Raw genomic sequence first — 16,271 nt, 5'->3', positions numbered from 1 at the left:
CGCCGATCAACCGGCCATGACGACCATGGATTTCGCTTCGTCCGTCGCAACCTATGGCGCCGACCTGTCGGGCCTCATTTGCGGTTTTCACTTCACGCCCGGCCAGCCCGGGCAGCCCGTCACGTGCGACGATGTCCTCGAGGCGCTGCGGCGCACGCACGAGAGCGGCGAGCCGCAGGGCGCGCGCGACGACACGTTCTACTGGCTGCACTTCAATCTCGCCCACGCCGCGGCGCAACCGTGGATGCGCGCGCATCTCGACCTGCCCGACGCCTTCTTCGAGATGCTCGTGGAAGGCTCGCACTCCACGCGCATCGAACACGTCGATAACGGCCTGTTCGCCGTGGTCAACGACGTGATGTTCGATTTCGAACTCACGCCCTCGCAGATCGCGACGCTCTGGTCGTACACGCACGAGCGCATTCTCGTCACGGCGCGCCTGAAGCCGTTGCGCTCCATCGACCGTCTGCGCGGCTACGTGCGCAACGGCGAGACGTTCCGCTCGCCGGCCGAGCTGCTGATCCACCTGATGCGCGACCAGGCCGACCTCATGGTGGAGATCGTGCGCCGCACGAGTATCGACGTCGATCGTGCCGAGGACCAGTTTCTCGCCTCGCGCCGCTCCAGGAGCCGCCATGAACTCGCGGCCATGCGGCGCATCCTGGTGCGCCTGCAACGCATGCTCGCGCCGGAGCCGGGTTCGATTTTCCGTCTGCTCGCGCGCCCGCCGCGCTGGCTGCTGACATCCGACATGCAGGACCTGCGCGAGGCGACCGAGGAGTTCTCGCTCGTGCTGGGCGACATGGCCGGACTCGTCGAGCGCATCAAGCTCCTGCAGGAAGAAATCGCCGCGCGGCTCGAAGAGCAGAACAACCGCACGCTTTTCACGCTCACGCTCGTCACCGTGCTCGCGCTGCCGATCAACATCGTCGCGGGCTTCTTCGGCATGAACGTGGGCGGCATTCCGCTCGCGGAAAACCGCCACGGCTTCTGGCTCATGGTGGTGCTGGTCGCGACCTTCACGGCGCTGCTGGGATGGTGGGTGTTCCGCCGCCGCGGCGACACCTGAGGCTTGCGGGGCAGCTGCAGGACTGCCGGCGCGCGCGATGCAACCGACGGCCTCACGCGTCTGGGCATGATGGGCGCTCACGTTAGCTGACGTTGGCGTGCGCCGGGCACCGCGCGCGCCCGCGGCTGGCGCGTTGGTGTATGTTGGCGTCATACCGTAGCGGCCCCCATGACGGCCCTGGTGCGGAGGACGCCTTGCCCGAAGTCTCGCCCAACCCCGGCGCGGTCCGCTCGCGAGTCTCGCGTTTGCTCGTGCTGCTGGTCGTGGCGCTGATTCCGCTCCTGCTGTGTGTGGCGCTCGGGCGTTACGAGGCCGAACGCATTGCGCAGCGTGAGGCGAGCCTTGCTTCCGCGTTCATCGTCGGGCAGGTGGTCTCGATCGTCGAGACGGCGCAGAGCGCGGCGCGCTCATTCGCGCCGCGTGCGAACGAAGCGTGCGAGACGCTCTCGCCGGATCTCACGCGCAAGGCCGCCGCCGTGCCCTATGTGCGCACGCTCAATATCCTTTACGAAGGCCGCATCGACTGCTCGTCCGCGTACGCGCAACAGGCGGTGCCCAATCGCGGCTGGCTCGATGGCAGCGTGCCGGCCTCGCAGGACGAATGGCTCCTGATCGTCGACGACACGCCGATGGTGCGCAACCGCCCCTCGCTGCTGGTTGGCGTCGCGGGCGAAGCGGGGCGCGCGGTCGTGGCCGTGGTGGACGTGCAGTATCTGATGGACCTCCTGCATGGCGCGGCGCCGCTCACGGTGTTTCGCCAGGCCGAGTTGAGGGTGGGCGGGGGCACCGTGTTGCGCGAAGCCATGGCGCTCGTGAACGTGCGAGGCGCGCCGTTGCTGGTCGATCTGCAAAAGCGCATGTCGGGCACCACGATCGATCTGAAGATCTACGGGCGGCCCGAGCGTATTCTGCAATACTGGCGCGCCCTGCTGCTGCGCTACATGCCGTGGGCGGCTGCCTTCTCCGCGTGGCTCGTCTGGCTCGTGCGCCGCCTGCAGCAAAGCGGGCAGTCGCGCCGCGAACAACTGCTGCGGGCCATTCGCGCGAACGAATTCCATGTCGAATACCAGCCGCTCTACGGTGTCGAGACGGGGCGCTGCGAGGGCGCGGAGGCGTTGCTGCGCTGGGTGCGGCCAGGCACCGGCGCGATCCGTCCGGACGAGTTCATTCAGGTGGCCGAAGAAGAGCACGTGATCGTGCCGCTCACGCAGCATCTGCTGAAGCTCATCGAGCACGATGTCGCCACGTGGGACGTCGCACGGGGATTTCACCTCGGCGTCAACTTCGCGCCCGAGCATCTGTCGGGCGTAGAGCTCGTGAGCGACGTGCAGGCGCTGCGCGCGGCCGTGGCGCCGCACGGCGCGACGATCACGCTGGAGATCACCGAGCGCACGCTGGTGCGCAATACCGAGCAGGCGCGCAGCAATCTCGTGACCTTGCGGCGCGAGGGCGTGAGGGTCGCCATCGACGACTTCGGCATGGGATATTGCTCGCTCTCGTATCTCGAGAAATTTCCGTTCGATATCCTGAAGATCGATCGCGGCTTCGTGCTGACCATCGACGCGCAGGGCGGCAAGGCGGCGGTGCTCGACGCCATTATCGATCTCGCGCATAGCCTTGGCGCGCGGCTCGTGGCCGAGGGGGTGGAAACACAGGTGCAGCGCGACTATCTATGCGCGCGCGGCGTCACCTATATCCAGGGCTTTTTCTACGCGAGGCCCATGCCGTCGGAGGCGTTCGTGCGCTGGTATCGCGCGAACGGGGCGCATATGTCGCCCAATCCGCACATGACGGCCGGCACCTAGGGCGCCCGCGTATTCCTGCCGGCGTGATTTGCTTAGCGCCAAACATCGGTTCGGCGAACGCGTGCGGCCCGGTAGCATCAACGCTTCGATGGCTGCGCCGTGTCGGCGCATGCCCCATGCCAACACGGAAGCGCTGAAGATGACTCGCCCCACGCCGCCCAGACCCTATACCCGCCGCCACTTCCTCGCCACGCTGGGCGCGACGCTCGCCAGCGCGGCGCTGCCCGCCACCGCGTTCGCGAAATATCAGCCCGACCAGTTCCGCATCGGCTACCAGAAGGCCGCGAGCACGCTCGTGCTGCTCAAGGCCAACGGCACGCTCGAAACGCGCCTCGCGCCGCTCGGCATCAAGGTGTCGTGGACCGAATTCCCGGCCGGCCCGCAATTGCTCGAAGGCCTGAACGTGGGCGCGATCGACTTTGGCTACGTGGGCGAGGCGCCGCCCGTGTTTGCCCAGGCCGCGGGTGCGGATTTCGTCTATACGGCGTATGAGTTGCCCACGCCGCACGCGGAAGGCGTGGTGGTGGCGAAAAACTCGCCGATCCGTGACGTGGCAGGACTAAAGGGCAAGAAGATCGGCCTGAATCGCGGTTCGGACGTGCACTGGTTCCTCGTCGCGCTGCTGCAAAAGCAGGGCCTTTCGATCGGCGACGTGCAGCCCGTGTATCTGGCGCCCGCCGATGCGCGCGCGGCGCTGCAAAGCGGCGCCATCGACGCATGGGCGATCTGGGACCCGTTCCTGGCCGCCGTCGAGTCGCAGGACGGCGCACGCCTCATTGCCGACGCCAGCGGCGTGGCGAGCCATCATCAGTTCTTCCTGAGCCAGCGCGAATTCGCGCAAAACCGCAAGGACGCGCTGGCGATCGCGCTGGACGAACTCGGCAAGACGGGGCAATGGGTGCGCGCCAACACGGCGGCAGCGGCCGCGAAACTCTCACCGATCCAGGGCCTCGACGCGGCGACGATCCAGACCGGCCTCACGCACTACGCGCATGAATACCGGCCCATCGACGCCGCCGTGATCGCGCAGCAGCAGAAGATCGCGGACACGTTCTACGATCTGAAGATCATTCCGCGCCGCGTGGTGACGAAGGACGCCGTGCTCGCCTGACCGCGCGAGCACGGGCGCCCCGTGCTCATGCAATGCCAGGGCTTAGTGCTGCGACGACCAGCCCTTGTAGCTGCCCACGTTGTCGCGCGTGACGAGCTGCGGCGTCATTTCGATCATCGGGTTGGCGGGCTTCTTGCCGTTCATGATCTCGTAGCCCACCTGCACGGCCGTTTGCGCCATCTTCCACGGGTCCTGGCTCGCCGAGGCCTGCACCAGCGTATCGGTCTTGAGCGCCGTTTCGATATCGGGCGCGCCGTCCACCGACGTGATCACGATGTTGCTGCGATGCAGCTGCTTCGCGGCAAGGTCGCTGCCAATGGCCTGCGGGTCATTGATGGCGAACACGCCGGCAATCTTCGGGAAGCGCGTGAGGTAGCCCTGCATCACGTTCATGCCGCCTTCACGCGAGCCCTTGGCGTCCTGGTCGTCGGAGAGGATCTTGATGCCGGGCGTCTTGGCGAGCACCTGCTTGCAGCCGTTCACGCGGTCGATCACGGCCGAGACCTGCGGCCCGTTCTGGATGATCACGTTGCCGGTGTTGTTGATCTTCTTCGCGAGGTATTCGCACGAAATCTCGCCGGCCTTCACGTTGTCGGTCTGCACGGTGGCGTCGGCGCCCGCGGCGGCCACGTCCACGGCCATCACCACGATACCGGCCGCCTGCGCCTTCTTCACCGCCGGCAGGATCGCCTTCGGATCGGTCGCGTTCAGGAGGATCATGTCCACGTGCGCCGAAATGAAGTTGTCGATCTGCGTGAACTGCTTGTTGAGGTCGTAGTCGGCGGAAACGGCCGTGACCTTGGCACTCGGGTTGATCTGCTTCGCCTTCGCTTCCGCACCCTGCACGATCGTCACGAAGTAGGGGTTGCCGAGCGAACCCACGGTGATGCCGATCGACTTGAGCTGCTTGTCGGCGGCATGCGCGCCTTGCAGTGCGAAGCCGAACGTGAGGGCGGCAGCGGCGAGAACGACTTTCTTCTTGAACATGAGGTTGTCTCCTGAGGGGTCCTGTTTGGGTGCTTTCCGGGCGAGCGCAGCAGGACCGCCTGCGCTCGCGCCTGTTTCTGGCTGATGGTGTATCGAATCTACGCTTAGGTACGCGCCGAACCGCGCTGGCGGTAGCGGTCGAGCGCCACGGCGCCGACGATCACGAGGCCCTTGATGATGTACTGCCAGATGTCCGAGACGCCGAGCAGCACGAGGCCATTGGTCAGGACGGCGATGATGAGTGCGCCGATCAGCGTGCCGATGATTGAGCCCACCCCGCCCACGAAGCTCGTGCCGCCCAGAATCACCGCGGCGATCGCGTCGAGTTCGTAGGACTGGCCCAGTTGCAGGCCGTTGGCCGCGTAGAGACGGGCCGCCGACATCACCGCGCCGAGACCCGCGAGCAGGCCCGACACGGCATAGACGAACATCTCGATGCCCCACACCTTGATGCCCGAGAGGCGCGCCGCTTCCGGGTTGCCGCCCACCGAGTAGATGCGCAGGCCGAGCACGGTACGGCGCAGCACGAACCACGAGCCGGCCACCACCACGAGCGCGATGATGACGAGCCAGGGCACACCGAGCACCGTGCCGTTGCCGATGAACGCGAACGACAGCTGCGGGTTGAAGATCGTGGTGTCGTGACCCATGAGGCGCGCGATGCCGCGCACCGCCGTGAGCGAGCCGAGCGTGACGATGAACGGCGGCAGGCGCAGGAGCGCGATGAGCGCGCCGTTGATGAGGCCGAAGCCGAGGCCCACCGCGAGCGCCATGGGCACGCCGACCCAGCCCCAGCCCGCGAAGTTCGAGCCGATCATGGCGGCCATGGCTGCCGCGGCCAGCACCGAGCCCACCGAGAGGTCGATGCCGCCCGTAAGAATCACGAACGTCATACCGGCGGCGAGCACGATGTTGATCGACGCCTGCTGCGTGACGATCGAAAGATTCTCCAGCGTGAAGAAGCCATCGTTGAGCAGACCGAAGCCGATGCACAGCAGCACCAGCACGGGCAGCATGCCGGCGGTGCGCACGAGCGACTTCATGCGCTGGCGATGACCGTCGACCGCGACGCTGCGTGCGGGTTGAGCGCCTTGCGCGGGCTGTGTGGGCGAGGCCGCGACACCGTGCCGGGGAAGAATGCTTTTCATGTCGTACTCCTGAGGGACGTTTCTTGCGTATGCGGTGAAGGTCAAGCGGCTTCGTCGAGCGGGTGCTGCGAGCCGGTGGCGAGTTCGATGATCGCCTCCTGGCTGATGGGTTTGCCGGTGTAGCCGCCAAGCTCGCCGGCGAACACGCCTTCGCGCATGACGAGCACGCGGTCGGCCACGCCGATGATCTCGGGCAGCTCGCTCGAAATCACGATGATGCCCACGCCGGTCTTGGCGAGGTCGTTGATGATGCGGTAGATCTCGGATTTCGCGCCGATATCGACGCCGCGCGTGGGCTCGTCGAGTATCAGCACGCGCGGCCTGGTTTCCAGCAGGCGCGACAGCAGCACCTTTTGCTGGTTGCCGCCCGAGAGCGCGCCCACGTTCACACGCGCGTTCGGCACGCGAATGGAGAGCGAGCGGATGGCTTCCTTCGCGCGCTCGCCGCCGCGCGCGAGGTCGAGCACGCCCATGCGCGCGTCGCGACCGGCCACGGCGACGTTGATGTTGTCGCGCACGCTCATGTCGAGAAAGAGGCCCTGATGCTTGCGGTCTTCGGTCAGGTAGACGAGGCCCGCGTTGATCGCGTCGCGCGGCGTGTGCACGTTGAGCATCTTGCCGTCGATGGCGATCTGCCCGCGCACGCGCGGCTCCGCGCCGAAGATGAGGCGCGCAAGCTCGGTGCGGCCCGCGCCCACGAGGCCCGCGATGCCGAGCACTTCGCCCGCGTGCAGGTCGAGGCTGCAGCCGCGCACGCGCTTGTCGTCGGCCACATCGCGCACAGTGAGCACGACCTTGCCCGGATCGTAAGGGGCGTGCGCCTTTTTGTAGAAGCCCGAAATATCGCGGCCCACCATCATGCTCACGAGGCTTTCCGCGTTGAGCGCGTCGCGCATGAGCGTGCCCACGTAGCTGCCGTCGCGCAGCACGGACACGCGGTCCGAAAGCTCGTACACCTCGGCCATGCGGTGGCTGATGTAGATGATCGCAAGCCCTTCGTCGCGCAGCTGGTTGATGAGCTTGAAAAGGCGTTCCGTTTCGCGCGAGGAGAGCGGCGTGGTGGGCTCGTCCATCACGATGATGCGTGCGTCGCTATGCACGGCGCGTGCGATTTCCACCAGCTGACGCTCGGCGATGGAAAGCGAGCCGACCAGCGTGGTGGGCCCGAAGCTCGCGCCGAGGCGCTTGAGCACGTCTTCGCAGCCGCGCTCCATGGCGCGCCGGTCGACCGTGCCGAAGCGGCGGCCGCCCTTGCGCAGTTCGCGGCCCGCATGAATGTTCTCGGCCACGGAGAGATTGGGCGCGAGGCTCAGCTCCTGATAGATCACGGCCACGCCCAGCTCGCGCGACGCATGCGGCCCGTCGATCACGACCGGCTTGCCCTCGATGAGAATCTCGCCGCCGGGGTCGGCCTGGTAGGCGCCCGAGAGGATCTTCATCAGCGTGGACTTGCCCGCGCCGTTCTCGCCCATGAGCGAGTGCACCTCGCCGGGGTAGACGGTGAGGCGCACGTTGTCGAGTGCGCGCACGCCGGGGAAGGTCTTGGTGATGCCCCGCATTTCCAGCAGCGGCGGCGTGGACTCAGAGGGCGACATGGCTCTCCTCCTGCGCTTGTGCGTAAGTTTGTGCGCCGGCGCCCATGAGGATGCCCGCGCGCGGCGAAAAGTTGAAGAACATGGGGAGCGTGGCCGCGCCGAGCGCCCCCGCATCGGGACCGAAGGTGCCGCGCACCAGGGCGGGCGTGCCGCGCGCCTCGGGCGCGGTGGCGGCGACCGCGAGGCGCAGGCGCTGCATGAGCGTGTCGATGAGGCCCGCGTCCACGTCGGCGTCGAGCACCACGGCCGGCACGTCGAGCACGCAGAACGCCGAGCGCAGCGCGGGGGCGAGCGCATCGATGCAGTCGTCGAGCCATTCCTGCACGCCGGGGTGGCCGCGCGCGATGCACGCTTGCAGATCGGCGCGGCTGTCGATCGTCTCGCCGCAATACTGCAGATGGCGGCGCAGCGCGATGAGCGACGCGCGCGACAGCAGGATGTCCCACTGGCCGGGCGGCTTGTGCGCCGAGGGCAGGCGGCTCGGCGGCACCGGCATCACCGCGAAATCGCCCGCGTTGCCGGTGAGGCCGCGCACGCAGTCGCCGTCGATGGCAATGCCGCCGCCGATCGCCGCACCGAGAAACAGGTAGAGGAAGTCGTCGCGCTGGCGCCCGCAGCCGTAGAAGATTTCCGCGATGGCAGCTGCGTTGCCGTCGTTTTCGCTGAACACGGGCAGCGCCGTGGCGCGCGCGAGTTCGCCCGCGAAATCGACGTCGTTCCAGACGCGGAAGGTGTCGGCAGGCAGGCCCAGTTCGCGCAGCCAGCTGCCGAGGTTGTACGGCTGCGCCACGCCGATGCCGGCGAGGCGGCTGCGTTCCTCGGTCGTGAGCAAGCCTAACAGCTCGGCGATGTCGCGCTGCACGATCTCCTGCGCGACCGAGGGTTGCGGCAGCAGCATGTCGCGCGAGCGGCGCTCGATCATCTGGCCCGCGAAATCCACGAGCACGGTTTCGATGTTGGTCCGGTCGAGCCGCACGCCGATGGCGAACGCGCCGCGCGGCGAGAGGCGCAGGAGCGAGGCGGGCTGGCCGCGCTGGCCGTCGCGGCGGCCGCTCACCTCGATCAGGCCATTGGCCGTGAGCGAGGTGATGATGGTGCCCACCGCGGTGCTCGTGAGATTCGCGAGACGCGCGAGATCGGCCTTCGACGCCTCGCCCGCGCGACGCAGCGCCTGCAGCAGCAGGCGTTCGTTGAAGCGGCGGACGTTGGCGGAATTGCTGCCCTGACCGATATGCGGACTTCTCACGTGTCTCCTCCGGTCGATCCGGAGTGGGCGCTTGAGCGCTGACTCCGGTCCCATGCAAAGCTAAAGAGAGGGTCGGCCTGGAACTGCGCGACCGACTAAATAAATCAAGTTGATTTATTTAATGCCAGAAATCGGGGGCTGTCAGCCTGGGGAAATCCCGTTAAGCGTAAAGGGGCGGGATGAAGGGCGCCGGCGCGATGCGGGCCCTGATGCAAAAGCTTAGGAGACTTTGGCCGCGAAGGGGAAGAAGCGGGGAACGAGCAGCGGGCGTGCCCGCGCGCGTTGGTATCGCGCGCGGGAAGTCGAGGGAGATGTGGGGCTGGGTGTTACGAGCGCGCCTCGCGCGCGTCGCGGCAAGCGAACCACCGACGCGCCGTGCGCGGCGGCTCTGCGCTTTCGGCCACCTCACGCCACCAGCGCTCCCCACGATGCGGCTCGGCCAGGTCGAGCCGCTCGCCCATACGCGGTGTGGAGAGCGTCACGCCGCGCGCGAGCGCGAGGCCGGTCACGCGTTCGAACGGGTCCTGCCAGCGATGCATCGCGAGATCGAACGTGCCGTTGTGAATCGGCACGAGCCACTCGCCGCGCAAATCCACGTGCGCCTGCACCGTTTCCTCGGGCTGCATGTGGACGTAGGGCCATTGCGGGTCGTAGGCGCCGGTCTCGATGAAGGTCGCGTCGAACGGACCGAGCCGCTCGCCGATCGCGCGAAAGCCGTCGAAGTAGCCGGTGTCGCCGCTGAAGAACACGCGCAGGTTGGCGTCGGCGATCACCCACGACGCCCACAGCGTGCTGTTGCCGTCGAACAGGCTGCGCCCCGAGAAGTGCTGCGCGGGGGTGGCGGTGAACTCGACGCCTTCGACATTCGCGCCTTGCCACCAGTCGAACTGGCGCACCTTCGCCCCGTCGATGCCCCATTCGATCAAGCGGTCGCCCACGCCGAGCGGCGTGAGGAACACCCCAGTCGTGGCGGCGAGCGCGAGCACGGTTTCGCGGTCGAGGTGGTCGTAATGGTCGTGCGACAGGATCACGCCGCGCAACGGCGGCAGATCGGCAAGCGCAATGGGCGGCGCATGAAAGCGCTTGGGCCCGAGGTTCTGGAACGGCGAGGCGCGCTCGGCGAACACCGGGTCGGTGAGCCAGAAGTGGCCGCGCAGCTTGAAGAGCAGCGTGGAATGGCCGAGGCGGTAGACGCTGCGGTCGGGCGCGGCCTCGAGCTGGCTGCGCGTGAGCGCCTGAACGGGCAGCGCGCCGGCGGGGATGGTGCCGCCCGGCTTGTGGAAGATCATGTTCCACATGATCTTCAGCGTCTTGCCGAGGCCCTCGGCCGGGCGCGGGCGCACGTTGCGAAAGCGCTCGCCATCATGTTGCGGCGAGGTGGACGAGAGCTCGCGGCCGCGTTGTGCGGCGCTCAGGCCCAAGGTACGGCTCAGCGATGCGAAAGGCGAGGTCATGTCGGCGGCTGCCTTTGGAAACAGGAAGTAGACTGCACAGTGTAGTTTATTCTGGCGAAAAGTAAACTGTCTGGTGTAAGATTTGGGGATGGATTGCATCCCCGCTACCCCCCAACGCCTGACCGACCGCAAGCGCGCCGCCATCGTCGCGGCGGCCATCGACGAATTTCTGGCCTCCGGCTTCGACGCCACGAGCATGGACCGCATTGCGGCGCGCGCGAGCGTCTCGAAGCGCACGGTCTACAACCATTTCCCGAGCAAGGAGGCGCTGTTCGCGTCGATCCTGTGCCAGCTCTGGGACGCGAGCGCGACCGCCGACGCGCCGGCCTACCGCGCCGGCGAGCCGCTGCGCACGCAACTCGTCGAGTTGCTGATGCGCAAGCTGCGGCTCCTGAGCGACGAAGCGTTCTTCAAGCTCGCGCGTGTGGCGATCGCGGCGGGCATCCATTCGCCCGAACGTGCGCGCGACATGGTGGCCCGCATCGGCGAGCGCGAAGAGGACGTCACCGTCTGGGTGCGTGCCGCCGCCGCCGATGGCCGCCTGAAGACGACCGATCCGGCCTTCGCCTCGCAGCAGCTGCACGGCATCGTGAAGGCATTCGCCTTCTGGCCGCAGGTCGCGATGGGCCAGCCGCCGCTCGACGACGCGCAGCAGTGCCAGATTGCCGAGTCGTCGGCCGATCTTTTCCTCGCGCGCTACGCGTGAGCGCCTGACCGCGCGCGGCCCCGGCGCGCAACGGTTCTTCTGGCATAGACTCTTGCCTTTCAGGATCGCAGGCTGACTGAGAGGACACGTTCATGCCATTCATGCTGCTCATCGCCGAGCCGCGCGGCCAGCGCGACACGCGCACGCCATCCGAAGGCGAGGCGCTTTACGCGCGCATGGTCGCGTTCGCCGACGAACTCGCCGCCGAAGGCAAGCTGATCGACGCGCACGCGCTCACCGCCGACACCCGCGGCGCGCGCGTGCAGGTGCGCGAAGGCCGCACGAGCATCGTCGACGGCCCGTTCGCCGAGGCGAAGGAGATGATCGGCGGCTTTTTCCTCGTCGATTGCGCCACGCGCGACGAGGCGCTCGCCATTGCGCAGCGCTGTCCCGCGGCGCAATGGGCGAGCGTCGAAGTGCGGGAGACCGGTCCGTGTTTCCGCTGAAGCCGCGCTACTCCTGGTAGTTTCCCCAGGCACGTAAAAAATTCGCTGTCCGTTGTCGATTTCCGTGCGCCCCACGCGTCGTGTTCATGAGCGCACCCAAGGGTGCCGCTTGCTTCGAACGACCCCGAACGTCACATTCAGGAGAAGACAATGCGATTCATGATCATGGTGCGCGCCAACGCGCTGACCGAAGCGGGCGAGCCGCCCGACGACGTGGAAGTATTCGCCGAGATGGCCCGCTATCACGAGGAACTGGCGAAGGCCGGCGTGCTGCTCGACGCCTCGGGTCTGCAGCCCAGCTCGCGCGGCTTTCGCGTGCACTACACGAATGGCAAGCCCACGATCCTCGACGGCCCGTTTGCCGAAACGAAGGAGCTGATCGCCGGCTATACGCTGATCCAGGTCCGCTCGCGCGACGAAGCGCTCGAATGGGCGCGCCGCTTCCCGTCGCCCTTCGGCAAGCACGCCGAAGGCGAGGTCGAAGTGCGCCAACTCTATGAACTCGACGAACTTCCGCAGTGCGAGGGCGTCGAGAGCTTTCGCCAGCTCCAGGAAGAGCGTAAGGCATCCTGAACATTGACCCGATCACACGAGGCTTCAATCATGCATAAGCACATCTTCGTCAATCTGGGCGTGCGCGACCTCAAGCGCTCGATGGACTTCTTCGGCCAGCTCGGTTTCAGGTTCGACCCGAAATTCACCAATGACCAGGCCGCCTGCATGGTGCTGGGCGAGAACATGTACGCCATGCTGCTCACTCTCGATTTCATGCGCGGCTTCACCGACAAGGCGCTCGTGGACGCCCGCGAAAGCACCGAGGTGCTGACCTGCCTCTCGTGCGTGTCGCGCGAGGAAGTGGACGGGCTCGTCGAGAAGGCGCTCGCGGCGGGCGGCAGCTCGAAGCGCCCGCCGATGGAGTGCGGCACCGACATGTACGGCCGCAGCTTCGAAGACCCCGACGGCCACATCTGGGAACTGATGTACATGTCGCCGGCGGCGGTCGAAAAGGGCGCGCACGGCTCGTGACGCAAGCGCGCGATCCTCACGACCCATTCACGGCGACGCGCCGCACGGTCGAGGCCGTGTGGCGCATCGAGTCGGCGAAGGTGATCGCCCACGCCGCGCGCATCGTGCGCGACGTGGGCGTGGCCGAGGAAATCGCGCAGGACGCGTTCGTCGCCGCGCTGGAAAGCTGGCCCGCGAGCGGCATTCCCGAGAACCCCGGAGCGTGGCTCATGACCGCCGCGAAACATCGCGCGCTCGACCGGCTGCGTCGCGCGGCCTCGCATGCGCGTGCGCACGAGGCGCTGGGCGCCGACCTCGAGGCGCTCGAAGCGCACTTCGCGCCCGACTTCGTGGAGGCGCTCGACGCCGCGCGCGAGGACGAGATCGGCGACGATTTGCTGCGGCTCGTGTTCGTGGCGTGCCATCCCGTGCTGCCGAAGGAGGGACGCGCCGCGCTCACGCTGCGTCTGCTCGGCGGCCTCACCACGGCCGAGATCGCGCGCGCGTTCCTCGTGCCCGAGGCAACCGTCGCGCAGCGCATCGTGAGGGCCAAGCGCACGCTCGCGGCCGCGAAGGTCCCGTTCGAAGTGCCGCGCCTGGCCGACCTCGAGCCGCGACTTGCTTCGGTGTTCGAAGTGATTTACCTGATCTTCAACGAGGGTTACGCGGCCACGGCGGGCCCGGACTGGACCCGGCCCGCGCTGTGCGAAGAAGCGCTGCGGCTCGGCCGCATGCTGGCGGAACTCGTGCCGCTCGAGGGCGAGGCGCACGGCCTCGTCGCGTTGATGGAACTGCAGGCTTCGCGCCTGCCCGCGCGCGTGGACCGGGCCGGGCGCGCCGTGCTGCTCGCCGACCAGGACCGCAGCCGTTGGGACGCGCTCCTGATCCGGCGCGGGTTTGCCGCGATCGCGCGCGGTGCGGCCTGCGCGGGCTCGCCAGGACCGTACGCGCTGCAGGCGGCGCTGGCGGCTTGCCATGCGCGCGCACCGAGCGCGGCGGCGACCGACTGGGCGCAGATCGTCTCGATCTACGACGCGCTGCTCGAACTCGATGCTTCGCCCGTCGTGCGCCTGAATCGCGCCGTGGCGGTGGGCATGGCGCAGGGGCCGCAAGCGGCGCTCGAGCTCGTCGATGCACTGTGCGCGGAACCCGCGCTGCGCCACTATCCGTGGCTGCCGGCCGCGCGCGGCGATCTGCTCGAAAAGCTGGCGCGCCATGCCGAAGCGCGCGCGGAATTCGAGCGCGCGGCCGCGCTCACGCAAAACGCGCGCGACCGCGAAGTGCTGCTGGCGCGGGCGCAATCGTGCGCGCCGCGCGCTTGAGGGCGCCGTCGCCGGAAGGGTCACGCTTGCGCTTCTGAAATATCGGGGCACAACGCTTGCTACCTGTGCGCGCGAACCCACTCACTTTGCGCGGCCCGGCGCGCAGGCTTCGATGATTTCAAAAACGTCGATTCTGGCGGTTTCGTGCTCGGCCTTGCTGGGCACGGCGTGTGTGCATCTCGGTCCGACGCGCTTGCGTGCCGATCAGGTCGACTACGCAAGAGCGCTGGGCGATGCAAAAAAGCGCGGCATACTCGCCGCGGTGATCGGGTTGCGTTACGGCGACGCGCCCGCCTTTCTCTCGGTGAGTTCGATCATCGCCGCGTACCAATTCGATTCGACGGCGGGCGCCACAGGCAATCTCGGTTCGGGCGCGCAACCGAACTATGCGCTGGCGACCGGTAATATCTCCTGGTCGAATCGCCCGACTTTCACGTTCACGCCGACCACGGGCGAAGCGTTCGCCTCCGCGTACATCCGGCCGCTCGCGCCGGAACTCATGATGCCGCTCGCCGAAGGCGGCATGCCGGTCGATCTGCTGCTGCGTATCGGCGCGCAATCGATCGGCGGGTTGCAGAACGGCAGCGCGCTGGGCGGAGAGGGCAGCGCGGGCTCGGCGGGCTTCTTCCAGTTGCTGCAGGCGCTGCGGCGCCTGCAGCTGGCCGGCGAGCTGAACGTGGAGTCGCGCAGCGAGAACGGCAAGAACACGGTGTATCTCGCGCTCGGCGCGACGAACAGCGCGCAGTCGCCGCAAGTTTCGGCGGACCTGGCGCGCGTGCGCGAACTGCTCCATCTCGCGGCGGACACGCGTACTTACGAGGTCGTCTATGGGCCTTCGGCGCAGGGCGGCAATCGCATTCCGATGGTGACGCGCTCGGTGCTCGGCATCCTCACGAATATCGGCGCGCAGATCCAGGTGCCGGACGCCCAGGTGCAGAGCGGCGCGACCAAACCGACCGTCGGGCTGATCGGGGGCGAAACGCGGCCGATCATCATCGTGCACCAGGGGCCGAAGGCGCCCGCGGACGCCTATGTTGCGATCGAGTACGAGGGGACGGCGTATTGGGTCGATCGTGCCGACTTCGACTCGAAATACGCGTTCACGGTCCTGCAGAACCTCATGGCGCTCGCCGAGGCCGAAACGAGCAGCAAGGCGCCGGTCGTGACGATTCCCGCGAACTAGGCGTGAGCGGCGTCGCTACGCGAAGCGCTTGCGCGCGAACATGGCGAGGTCGATGCGGCTTTCGCCTTGCGTGATGCGCTCGGCGAGCGCCTCGCCGATCGCGCTGGCGAACTTGAACCCATGCCCGGAAAAGCCGGTCGCGACGTGCACGTTCGGGCAGGTGGGCACGCGGTCGATGATGAAATGCTCGTCCGGCGTCATGTCGTATTCGCATGCGCGGCCTGCGCGCAGCTTGCCCGCGCCCGGTAAGTAGCGTTCCAGGAAGGCTTGCAGATCGCCGAAATCGCTCGGCTCGGCGCCGAATGGCGCGAGCGGTGCGTCCGCCGCGACGGGCACACCGGTGTCGTGACGGCCCAGCTTCAGGCCGCTGCCGTCGAGATCGGGAAACCCGTAATAGCCGCCCACTTCCGAGGCGACGAAAAAGCCCGGGAAGCGCTCCGGCGCAAAGAGGCCGGGCTCGCCCTCGAACCACGCGAACCCCTTGCGCACGCGCGTGACTGGCACCTCGACGCCCAGCGGCGCGAGCAGATCGCGCGTCGATTTGCCGGCGCACACGATCAGGTCGCGCGCGGTGAACTTTTCGTTCCGGTCGGTCCAGACGTTGACGCTTTCCCGCCCGTGACACTCGATGCGCGTGACGCGCGTATTCGTGCCCAGCGTGGCGCCGAGCGCGGTCGCGAGCTGGCGGTAGGCGCTGATCGCGCGTTCGCAATAGAGCACCCCCGCGCCCGGTTCGAAGTTCGCGATCTGCTCGGGCCGCAACCGCCACGCGGGCCAGCGTTTGCCGGCCGTGGCGGCGTCGAGCGTTTCGAGCGGGATGCCGTGGCTGGCGGCGCTCGCCTGCACTTCGCGCATGAACACGTCGTCGGGCGAGCCGATATTGACGACGCCCGTGCGCACGAAGAGGGTGGTCTGCGTTTGCTGCTCGAGGTCCTCCCAAAGCTGCTGGGCACGCAAGACGAGCGGCACATAGGCAGCGCCTTCGCCATAGGCGTGGCGAATGAGGCGCGTCGCGCCGTGATGCGCACCCTGATCGTGAGGCGGATCGCCGGCGTCGAGCAGCAGTACCTTGTTGCCGAGGCGGCTCAGATAATAGCCGGCCGCCATGCCCATCGAACCTGCACCGACGATGAGCGTGTCGAAATGTCGATTGCTTGCGTTTGTGTCCTGCATGTAGTGCCCCGTGCGCGCCGC

At 67.5% G+C, this 16,271-nt stretch carries 15 protein-coding genes; 9 read left to right on the top strand and 6 right to left on the bottom strand.

The features are described 5' to 3' along the window. Positions 1 to 25: 25 nt before the first annotated feature. The 3 genes from AB4Y40_RS27600 (at position 26) to AB4Y40_RS27590 (ending at position 3,985) form a co-directional block, all read left to right on the top strand. Positions 26 to 1,069, top strand: coding sequence for a transporter (locus AB4Y40_RS27600; RefSeq protein ID WP_368690589.1), 1,044 nt, complete (start codon positions 26 to 28; stop codon positions 1,067 to 1,069). 194 nt (positions 1,070 to 1,263) lie between these two features. Continuing rightward, positions 1,264 to 2,874, top strand: a complete 1,611-nt coding sequence (locus AB4Y40_RS27595; RefSeq protein WP_368690526.1) for an EAL domain-containing protein — start codon at positions 1,264 to 1,266, stop codon at positions 2,872 to 2,874. Between the two features lie 109 nt (positions 2,875 to 2,983). Beyond that, on the top strand, positions 2,984 to 3,985 hold the full coding sequence (locus AB4Y40_RS27590; protein WP_368690525.1) for a sulfonate ABC transporter substrate-binding protein: 1,002 nt from the start codon (positions 2,984 to 2,986) through the stop codon (positions 3,983 to 3,985). 42 nt (positions 3,986 to 4,027) lie between these two features. On the opposite strand, the gene AB4Y40_RS27585 is transcribed toward AB4Y40_RS27590, so the two are convergent. The 5 genes from AB4Y40_RS27585 to AB4Y40_RS27565 all read right to left on the bottom strand — a co-directional run bounded on the left by AB4Y40_RS27585 (position 4,028) and on the right by AB4Y40_RS27565 (position 10,415). Continuing rightward, positions 4,028 to 4,972 (bottom strand): ABC transporter substrate-binding protein, encoded by a 945-nt coding sequence (locus AB4Y40_RS27585; RefSeq protein ID WP_368690524.1) that lies wholly within the window; start codon positions 4,970 to 4,972, stop codon positions 4,028 to 4,030. Between the two features lie 104 nt (positions 4,973 to 5,076). After that, entirely contained in the window at positions 5,077 to 6,120 is a 1,044-nt protein-coding gene (locus AB4Y40_RS27580) for a ribose ABC transporter permease (protein WP_133187246.1), read from the bottom strand. Positions 6,121 to 6,161: 41 nt separating this feature from the next. Next, positions 6,162 to 7,715, bottom strand: coding sequence for a sugar ABC transporter ATP-binding protein (locus AB4Y40_RS27575; RefSeq protein WP_368690523.1), 1,554 nt, complete (start codon positions 7,713 to 7,715; stop codon positions 6,162 to 6,164). Then, positions 7,702 to 8,961 carry an ROK family protein gene (locus tag AB4Y40_RS27570; RefSeq protein ID WP_368690522.1) on the bottom strand — a complete coding sequence of 420 codons (1,260 nt, stop codon included), beginning with the start codon at positions 8,959 to 8,961 and terminating at the stop codon, positions 7,702 to 7,704. Before AB4Y40_RS27570 ends, AB4Y40_RS27575 begins: the two co-directional genes overlap by 14 nt. Positions 8,962 to 9,287: 326 nt before the next feature. Continuing rightward, complete coding sequence (locus AB4Y40_RS27565; protein ID WP_368690521.1) at positions 9,288 to 10,415, bottom strand: MBL fold metallo-hydrolase; 1,128 nt, start codon at positions 10,413 to 10,415, stop codon at positions 9,288 to 9,290. A gap of 88 nt (positions 10,416 to 10,503) precedes the next feature. Between AB4Y40_RS27565 and AB4Y40_RS27560 the strand changes: the two genes are divergently transcribed. The 6 genes from AB4Y40_RS27560 (at position 10,504) to AB4Y40_RS27535 (ending at position 15,077) form a co-directional block, all read left to right on the top strand. Beyond that, the gene (locus AB4Y40_RS27560) at positions 10,504 to 11,121 is read left to right on the top strand and encodes a TetR/AcrR family transcriptional regulator (protein WP_368690520.1); all 618 of its coding nucleotides are present in this window, start codon (positions 10,504 to 10,506) and stop codon (positions 11,119 to 11,121) included. Between the two features lie 92 nt (positions 11,122 to 11,213). Beyond that, complete coding sequence (locus AB4Y40_RS27555) at positions 11,214 to 11,567, top strand: YciI family protein (RefSeq protein WP_368690519.1); 354 nt, start codon at positions 11,214 to 11,216, stop codon at positions 11,565 to 11,567. A 150-nt stretch (positions 11,568 to 11,717) separates the two neighbouring features. Next, entirely contained in the window at positions 11,718 to 12,140 is a 423-nt protein-coding gene (locus AB4Y40_RS27550; protein ID WP_368690518.1) for a YciI family protein, read from the top strand. A gap of 30 nt (positions 12,141 to 12,170) precedes the next feature. Further along, on the top strand, positions 12,171 to 12,593 hold the full coding sequence (locus AB4Y40_RS27545; protein WP_342922843.1) for a VOC family protein: 423 nt from the start codon (positions 12,171 to 12,173) through the stop codon (positions 12,591 to 12,593). Continuing rightward, entirely contained in the window at positions 12,590 to 13,894 is a 1,305-nt protein-coding gene (locus AB4Y40_RS27540; RefSeq protein ID WP_368690517.1) for an RNA polymerase sigma factor, read from the top strand. The genes AB4Y40_RS27545 and AB4Y40_RS27540 overlap by 4 nt, the downstream gene beginning before the upstream one ends. 112 nt (positions 13,895 to 14,006) lie before the next feature. Further along, the gene (locus tag AB4Y40_RS27535) at positions 14,007 to 15,077 is read left to right on the top strand and encodes a hypothetical protein (RefSeq protein ID WP_368690516.1); all 1,071 of its coding nucleotides are present in this window, start codon (positions 14,007 to 14,009) and stop codon (positions 15,075 to 15,077) included. Between the two features lie 15 nt (positions 15,078 to 15,092). On the opposite strand, the gene solA is transcribed toward AB4Y40_RS27535, so the two are convergent. Next, a complete protein-coding gene (gene solA / locus AB4Y40_RS27530) occupies positions 15,093 to 16,250 on the bottom strand; it encodes an N-methyl-L-tryptophan oxidase (RefSeq protein ID WP_368690515.1) in 1,158 nt (385 codons plus the stop codon). Between the last annotated feature and the right edge of the window lie 21 nt (positions 16,251 to 16,271).

The organism is Paraburkholderia sp. EG287B, assembly GCF_040965595.1.
GTDB lineage: Bacteria > Pseudomonadota > Gammaproteobacteria > Burkholderiales > Burkholderiaceae > Paraburkholderia.
This window is presented reverse-complemented; position numbering and strand designations above follow the sequence as displayed.

Excerpts from the sequence above, each read along its gene's own strand:
- AB4Y40_RS27550 (WP_368690518.1), top strand. The coding sequence starts at position 11,718 with ATGCGATTCATGATCATGGTGCGCGCCAACGCGCTGACCGAAGCGGGC.
- AB4Y40_RS27585 (WP_368690524.1), bottom strand. The coding sequence starts at position 4,972 with ATGTTCAAGAAGAAAGTCGTTCTCGCCGCTGCCGCCCTCACGTTCGGC.
- AB4Y40_RS27545 (WP_342922843.1), top strand. The coding sequence starts at position 12,171 with ATGCATAAGCACATCTTCGTCAATCTGGGCGTGCGCGACCTCAAGCGC.
- AB4Y40_RS27590 (WP_368690525.1), top strand. The coding sequence starts at position 2,984 with ATGCCCCATGCCAACACGGAAGCGCTGAAGATGACTCGCCCCACGCCG.
- AB4Y40_RS27600 (WP_368690589.1), top strand. The coding sequence starts at position 26 with ATGGATTTCGCTTCGTCCGTCGCAACCTATGGCGCCGACCTGTCGGGC.
- AB4Y40_RS27555 (WP_368690519.1), top strand. The coding sequence starts at position 11,214 with ATGCCATTCATGCTGCTCATCGCCGAGCCGCGCGGCCAGCGCGACACG.
- AB4Y40_RS27565 (WP_368690521.1), bottom strand. The coding sequence starts at position 10,415 with ATGACCTCGCCTTTCGCATCGCTGAGCCGTACCTTGGGCCTGAGCGCC.
- AB4Y40_RS27560 (WP_368690520.1), top strand. The coding sequence starts at position 10,504 with ATGGATTGCATCCCCGCTACCCCCCAACGCCTGACCGACCGCAAGCGC.
- AB4Y40_RS27580 (WP_133187246.1), bottom strand. The coding sequence starts at position 6,120 with ATGAAAAGCATTCTTCCCCGGCACGGTGTCGCGGCCTCGCCCACACAG.
- AB4Y40_RS27535 (WP_368690516.1), top strand. The coding sequence starts at position 14,007 with ATGATTTCAAAAACGTCGATTCTGGCGGTTTCGTGCTCGGCCTTGCTG.
- solA (WP_368690515.1), bottom strand. The coding sequence starts at position 16,250 with ATGCAGGACACAAACGCAAGCAATCGACATTTCGACACGCTCATCGTC.
- AB4Y40_RS27575 (WP_368690523.1), bottom strand. The coding sequence starts at position 7,715 with ATGTCGCCCTCTGAGTCCACGCCGCCGCTGCTGGAAATGCGGGGCATC.